Here is a 6,775-nt window from a genome sequence, read left to right on the forward strand (position 1 = left end):
TCCGCCCGGCCTGCCGCCGCCGCCACCGCCACCGCCGCCCATGCCCATGCCCGCCGCCCTGGGGCCGGCGGTCGGCAGGGGGCCGGTGTGCGCGGTGCTCACCGTCGTCAGTGTGTACGCGAGGGGCCCGGCCAGCGAGGCCACGACCGCCAGCGATGCGGCCGCCAGGGCCAGCCGCCGGCTCAGGCGCCCCGCCACGACGATGCCGGCCGCCGCGATCAGCCCGGCGGACAGCACCACCCAGCGGAGCCAGGTGTACGAGTCCCCCGAGGCCCGGCCCAGCAGGACGTACGACCAGACGGCCGTCATCGCGACGGCGCCGCCGAGCACGGAGGAGACCGCGATGCTCCGCCGCTCCTGCCACAGCAGTCCGGCGCCCATGCCCACCAGCGCCGCGATGTAGGGGGCCAGCGCGATCGTGTAGTACGCGTGGAAGATGCCGCTCATAAAGTCGAAGACCGCGAGCGTGCAGAGCAGCGAGCCGCCCCACAGCAGCAGGGCCGAGCGCCGCTCGTCGGCACGGCCGCCGCGCCGCGTCATCCACAGCCCCGCGACCAGCAGGATCACCGCTGCGGGCAGCAGCCAGGAGATCTCGCCGCCCATCTCGTTGGTGAACATCCGGAAGACACCGGTCGGGCTGGAGTTGCCGGTCGAGCCCATGCTGCCGGTCTCGTTGCCGGTGAGCCGGCCGAAGCCGTTGTAGCCGAAGGTCAGCGACAGGAAGCTGTTGTCCTGTGACCCGCCGATGTACGGACGTGAGGACGCGGGCCACAGCTCGACGATCGCCACCCACCAGCCGCCGGACACCACGATCGCCCCCAGGGCGAGCGCGAGCTGCCACAGGCGGCGGCGCAGCCGGGTCGGCGCGCACACTCCGTAGACCAGCGCCAGGGCGGGCAGGATCAGGAAGGCCTGGAAGGTCTTGGTGAGGAAGCCGAAGCCGACGCAAACCCCCGCCAGCAGCAGCCACTTGGTGCGGGCCTGCTCGGTGGCGCGCTGCGTGCAGTACACGGTGCAGACCATCAGCAGCGTCAGCAGCGCCTCGGGGTTGTTGTAGCGGAACATCAGCGCCGCCACCGGGGTCAGCGCCAGCGCCGCGCCCGCGATCAGCCCCGCCCCCGGGCCGAAGCGGCGCCGTACGGCCGCGTACAGGACGCCGACCGCCGCCGTGCCCATCAGCGCTTCGGGGGCCAGGATCGACCAGGAGCTGAGGCCGAAGATCCGGACCGACAGGTCCATGGGCCACAGGGAGGCGGGGGGCTTGTCGACGGTGATGAAGTTGGCGGCGTCGGAGGAGCCGAAGAAGAAGGCCTTCCAGCTCTCGCTGCCCGCCTGTACGGCGGCGGAGTAGAAGCTGTTGGCCCAGCCCGAGGCGCTGAGGTCCCACAGGTAAAGCGCCAGTGTGCCGAGCAGCAGGCCCAGCACGGCGGGCCGCACCCAGCGCGGGCTGCCGGTCCGCCGGTCGGGGGCCTCGGTCTCGGCCGCACTGTGCGGCGGGTGCGTCAAAGTAGTCATGGCCTGAGCATGGGTCAGCGGGCTGAGGCGACCCTTTGACATGTCTATGCGCGGTCTGTGCTCTGCGTGAGAAGCTTCTAAGAGGCGTCCTCGCCGGCCTCCAGGAGCGTGGCCGCCGCCCCGATGATCTTCGGGTCGGGTACGCCGACGACCTCATGGTCCTTGTCGGGGTACGGGAATCGGGCCAGGACGCTGCGCATGGCCTCCACCCGGGCGCGCTTCTTGTCGTTGCTCTTCACCACGGTCCAGGGGGCGTGTTCGGTGTCCGTGGCGCGGAACATCGCCACCTTGGCGGCCGTGTAGTCGTCCCACTTGTCCAGCGAGGCCAGGTCCATGGGGCTGAGCTTCCACTGCCGGACCGGGTCGATCTGACGGATGGTGAAGCGGGTGCGCTGCTCGCCCTGGGAGACCGAGAACCAGAACTTGATGAGGTGGATGCCGTCGTCCACCAGCATCCGCTCGAAGGTGGGCGCCTGGGCCATGAACTGCCGGTACTCGTCGTCGTCGCAAAAACCCATGACGCGCTCGACGCCCGCCCGGTTGTACCAGGAGCGGTCGAAGAGCACGAGCTCACCGGCGGTCGGCAGATGCTCGACGTAACGCTGGAAGTACCACTGCCCGCGCTCGCGTTCGGTGGGCTTCTCCAGGGCGACGACGCGGGCGCCGCGCGGATTGAGGTGCTCGGTGAAGCGCTTGATGGTGCCGCCCTTGCCGGCGGCGTCGCGGCCCTCGAAGAGAATGACGATCCGCTGGCCGGTCTCCTTGACCCAGTACTGCAGCTTCAGCAGCTCTATCTGCTGCAGCCGCTTGTGCCGGTCGTACTCGGGCCGGCTCATCCGCTCCCGGTAGGGGTAGTTCTCGCGCCAGGTGTCGACCGGGCTGCCGTCGGGGTGGACCAGGATCGGGTCGTCGATGTCGGTGTGGTCCACCCGCATGCCTTGCTGCAACAGCTCTATCACGGTCCCCTCCTCAGTTGTGGAACTGGGGGATAATCAGGTAGAGCCCGTACAGGACGGCCGCCGCGCAGACAAGGAAGCACAGTCCCGCGCCCGCCAGCGCGACAGCACCTCCGCCGCCCGTACCGCCGCCCCCCTCCGTCAACTCTTCCCGCCGTGCGAGCACCAGTACCCCGAGGGTGAAGACCACGACGACCGCGACGGTCGCCCCGATGCTCACCACGGTCACCTGACCGAGGGCACTCCAGTCCAGAGTCATGGTGTGTTCCTCTCTCAGACACCGACGCCGGCCGGCTGCGGGCGTACGGCGACTTCGTGGTGGTCATTGACATTGTCCGCGTGAACCGGGTTGCGGCGCGAGGTGAGGTGAGGTAGATGCCCGCGGCCACCGTCAGGGCCGCCATCGCGATCAGGACCGTGCCGAAGGTGCCGCCGTGCACGACCACGGCTGCCGCGAGCGCGCCGACCGCCGCCGCCGGCAGCGTGACCAGCCAGGCCACCGCCATTCGGCCGACGGTGCTCCAGCGTACCTCGGCCAGCCGCCTGCCCAGTCCGGCGCCGAGGATGCCACCGGAGCAGACCTGCGTCGTGGACAGCGCGAAGCCCAGGTGGGCCGAGGTGAGGATCACGGCGGTGGAGGCGGTCTCGGCCGCGAACCCCTGCGGGGACTGGATGTCAGTGATCCCCTTGCCCATGGTGCGGATGATCCGCCAACCGCCGATGTACGTGCCCAGGCCGATGGCCAGCCCTGCCGACGCGATCACCCACAGCGGCGGCCCGGCGTCGGGCCCGAGGGTGCCCACCGAGATCAGGGTGAGGGTGATGACGCCCATGGTCTTCTGCGCGTCGTTGGTGCCGTGCGCGAGCGAGACCAGCGACGCGGAAGCGATCTGCCCGACCCGGAAGCCACGCGTCACCGACTCCCCGCGCGCCCGGCTGCTGATCCGGTACACCGGATAGGTCGCGAACAGCGCCGCGAGGCCGGCGACGACCGGCGACGCCACCGCCGGGATGAGGATCTTCTCGACAACCTTGTCAAAGTGCACACCGTTTTGTCCCGCCCGACCCACACGGCGCCGATCAGGCCGCCGAACAGGGCGTGGGAGGAGCTGGACGGCAGACCGAGCAGCCAGGTCAGCAGATTCCACAGGATGGCGCTGACCAGCCCGGCGAAGATCATGCCGGGGGTGACCAGGGTGTCGTCGACGATGCCGCCGGAGATGGTCTTGGCGACCTCGGTGGACAGAAAGGCTCCGACGATGTTCAGGACCCCCGCGATGAGGACCGCGACCTTGGGGCGCAGCGCGCCTGTGGCGATCGAGGTGGCCATCGCATTGGCTGTGTCGTGGAAGCCGTTGGTGAAGTCGAAGGCCAGAGCGGTGACAATCACTACCGCGACGAGGAAAGTGATGTGCTCCATGCGGACAGCGAAGCAGTCCCCGGCATACGCCGAACGAAGCCCGCGGGAAGTTCCGTCCATACGATCTTCAACGGCGCATCAGTTCAGCGCACTTGCGGCAGCGCCGGCAGCTTCGTGTCGTACAGCCACATCCGGAACAATCCGTCCAGCGGGTGCTGGCTATGCCGCCGCGCGAGGGCCGTGAACTCCTCGGTCGTGACCGTCCGGTGCCGGTACGTGGCCGTCCACTCCCGCAGCAGCGCCACGAAGGCCGCGTGCCCGATGACCGTACGCAGGGCGTGCAGGGTGAGGGCGCCGCGCTCGTAGACGCGGTCGTCGAAGAGGCGGCGCAGGCCGGGGTCGGCGACGCGGATGTCCTGGCGCATGAGGGCGAGGCGGGAGCGGGACTTGACGGCGAGAGCGGTCGCCGAGGGGCCGCCGGAGAACTCGGACCAGAGCCATTCGGCGTACTTGGCGAAGCCCTCGTTGAGCCATATGTGGCGCCAGTCGGCGACGGTGAGGCTGTTGCCGAACCACTGGTGGGCCAGTTCGTGGGCGACCAGTCGCTCGCTGCCGCGCCGGCCGTCGACGTGGTTGGCGCCGAAGATGGACAGCCCCTGGGCCTCGACGGGCACGTCCAGTTCTTCGTCGACGACCACGACCGCGTAGTCGTCGAAGGGGTAGGGGCCGAAGAGGTCGGTGAAAACGGTCATCATCTCCGGCTGACGCGCGAAGTCGTGCCCGAAGCGGCTCAACAGCCGGCGCGGCACCGCGGCGGGCTGAGGCACCGCTCCGGCGCCCTCCACCTCGACCAGCTCGTACGGGCCGATCTGGACGGTCGCGAGGTAGCTGGCCATGGGGGCGGCCTGCTCGTAGACCCAGGTGGTGGTGGAGGAGCTGATCGTACGCGAGACGAGCGAGCCGTTGGCGACGACGGTGTAGGGCGACGGAGTGGTCACCGCGATCCGGTAGGCGGCCTTGTCGTCCGGGCGGTCGTTGCACGGGAACCACGAACGGGCGCCCATCGGCTGGGACGCCACCAACGCGCCCTCCTCCAGCTGCTCCCAGCCGAGGTCGCCCCAGTCGCGGGTGCGGACGGGCCTGGGGACGCCGGTGTAGCGCACCTCGACGGTGAACGGCACCCCGGCCCGCAGCGGGCGGCCCGGGCGGACGCGGAGCTTGTCGGAGCGATGGGTGTAGCGGACCGGGCGGACGCCGTCGACCAGGACCCGGTCGATACGGAACGGGCCGAGGTCGAGGGCGACTTCGGGCAGCGGCCGTTCCGCGACGGCGGTGATCCTGGCCCGGGCGGAGAGCCGGCCGGAGTGCGGTCGGTAGTCCAGTTCCAGGTCGTAATCCGTGGTCCGGTAACCGCTGTCGCCGTGCTGCGGCAGGTACGAATCCGTCACCCTTGTGCATCCTCCGCTTGTTCCGTGTTCCATGCCGCGATCGGATTGCCCAGCCAACGGGTGCCGGCGGGCACGATCTCCCCGCGCATCACCAGCGAGGCAGGGCCGACCGCGGCCCGCTCCCCGATGACCGCGCCGGGCAGCGCGATGCCGTGCGGGCCCAGCGTCGCGCCCTCACCGACGACAACATTGTCCATGCGCATGATCCGGTCGTGGAAAAGGTGGGTCTGCACGACGCAGCCGCGGTTCACGCTCGCCCCGCCGCCGATGGTGACCAGGTCGGCCTCCGGCAGCCAGTACGTCTCGCACCAGGCGCCGCGTCCGACGCGGGCGCCGAGCCCGCGCAGCCACAGGTTCATCAGCGGCGTGCCGGCGGTCGCGCCGACCAGCCACGGCGCTGCGAGCACCTCCACGAAGGTGTCGGCGAGTTCGTTGCGCCACACGAAGGACGACCACAGCGGGTGCTCGACTGCCCGGAAACGCCCGGCCAGCAGCCACTTCGCCGCGATCGCGGTCACGCAGGCCACCACTCCCCCGGCCAGCAGAATCGCCCCGCCGCACAGCACCGCCAGGGCGAGCCCCATACGGACGGCCAGCAGCTCGAAGACGCCCAGCGCGAGCACGGCCAGCGCCACGCCGCACGTCACCGGCACGATCCGGCACAGCTCGACGACCGCGCGGGCCCACATCAGCCGCCTGGGCGGGTCGAAGGTGCGGCTGGCGTCGGCCGCTTCGGCCGCCCGGGGCAGCTTCATCGGCGGCATGCCGAGCCACGAGCTGCCGGCCTTGGCCCGCTTGGGCGTCGCCGACAGCACGCCGACCAGGCCGCGCTTGGGCACGGACCGCCCGGCGGCCGTCATCCCGGAGTTGCCGAGGAAGGCCCGCTTGCCGATGCGTGCCTCGGCGATCCGCAGCCAGCCGCCGCCGAGTTCGTACGACGCGATCATGGTGTCGTCGGCCAGGAAGGCACCGTCGCCGACCGTCGTCATCGTGGGCAGCGCCAGCACGGTGGAGGCCTCGACCCGGCGGCCCACCTTCATGCCGAGCGCCCGCAGCCACACCGGCGTGAACAGGCTGGCGTACAGCGGGAAGAGGTGGACACGGGCCATGTCCATCAGCCGCTCGGTCGCCCACGCCTGCCAGGCCACGCGGCCGTGGACGGGGTGGTGGCCCTTGCGCAGGCCGATGGCCAGCAGCCGTACGCCGGCCAGGACGAGAGCCGCGTACGTGACCATGGCGGCGGCCGTCGCGAGCGGCACGGCGGCCAGGGCGGCGGCCAGCGCGTCACCGAGGCCGGTCCGGCCGCGTACGAAAGCGCCGATCACCAGCACCCCGGGCAGCGCGGCCAGGGCCGGGAGCAGACCGAGGGCGAGCGAGGTGAGGGTGTAGACGGCGGTCCAGCGGCGCCGGCGCGGCGGACGGCCCTCGGGGCGGTTGCGGTTGGCCTTGCCCTGGCGTGCCGCCGGGACGCCCGCCCAGCGCTCGCCGGCCGGTAC

At 71.0% G+C, this 6,775-nt stretch carries 5 protein-coding genes and 1 pseudogene; all 6 read right to left on the reverse strand.

Going from position 1 to position 6,775, the window contains the following annotated elements:
• On the reverse strand, positions 1–1,515 hold a 1,515-nt coding region (locus EFK10_RS25390; protein WP_164836145.1), incomplete at its 3' end, for a glycosyltransferase family 39 protein.
• A 77-nt stretch (positions 1,516–1,592) separates the two neighbouring features.
• On the reverse strand, positions 1,593–2,450 hold the full coding sequence (gene ppk2, locus EFK10_RS25395; RefSeq protein WP_127357991.1) for a polyphosphate kinase 2: 858 nt from the start codon (positions 2,448–2,450) through the stop codon (positions 1,593–1,595).
• A 34-nt stretch (positions 2,451–2,484) separates the two neighbouring features.
• A complete protein-coding gene (locus EFK10_RS25400) occupies positions 2,485–2,730 on the reverse strand; it encodes a hypothetical protein (RefSeq protein ID WP_127357989.1) in 246 nt (81 codons plus the stop codon).
• Between the two features lie 14 nt (positions 2,731–2,744).
• Positions 2,745–3,891, reverse strand: a pseudogene (locus EFK10_RS25405) (anion permease).
• 83 nt (positions 3,892–3,974) lie between these two features.
• Positions 3,975–5,312, reverse strand: a complete 1,338-nt coding sequence (locus tag EFK10_RS25410; RefSeq protein ID WP_127357990.1) for a M1 family metallopeptidase — start codon at positions 5,310–5,312, stop codon at positions 3,975–3,977.
• On the reverse strand, positions 5,276–6,775 hold a 1,500-nt coding region (locus tag EFK10_RS25415; protein WP_322973397.1), incomplete at its 5' end, for a Pls/PosA family non-ribosomal peptide synthetase. The genes EFK10_RS25415 and EFK10_RS25410, both read right to left, overlap by 37 nt.

This window comes from Streptomyces soli, from assembly GCF_003999195.1.
In the GTDB taxonomy this organism is placed as follows: domain Bacteria; phylum Actinomycetota; class Actinomycetes; order Streptomycetales; family Streptomycetaceae; genus Actinacidiphila; species Actinacidiphila soli.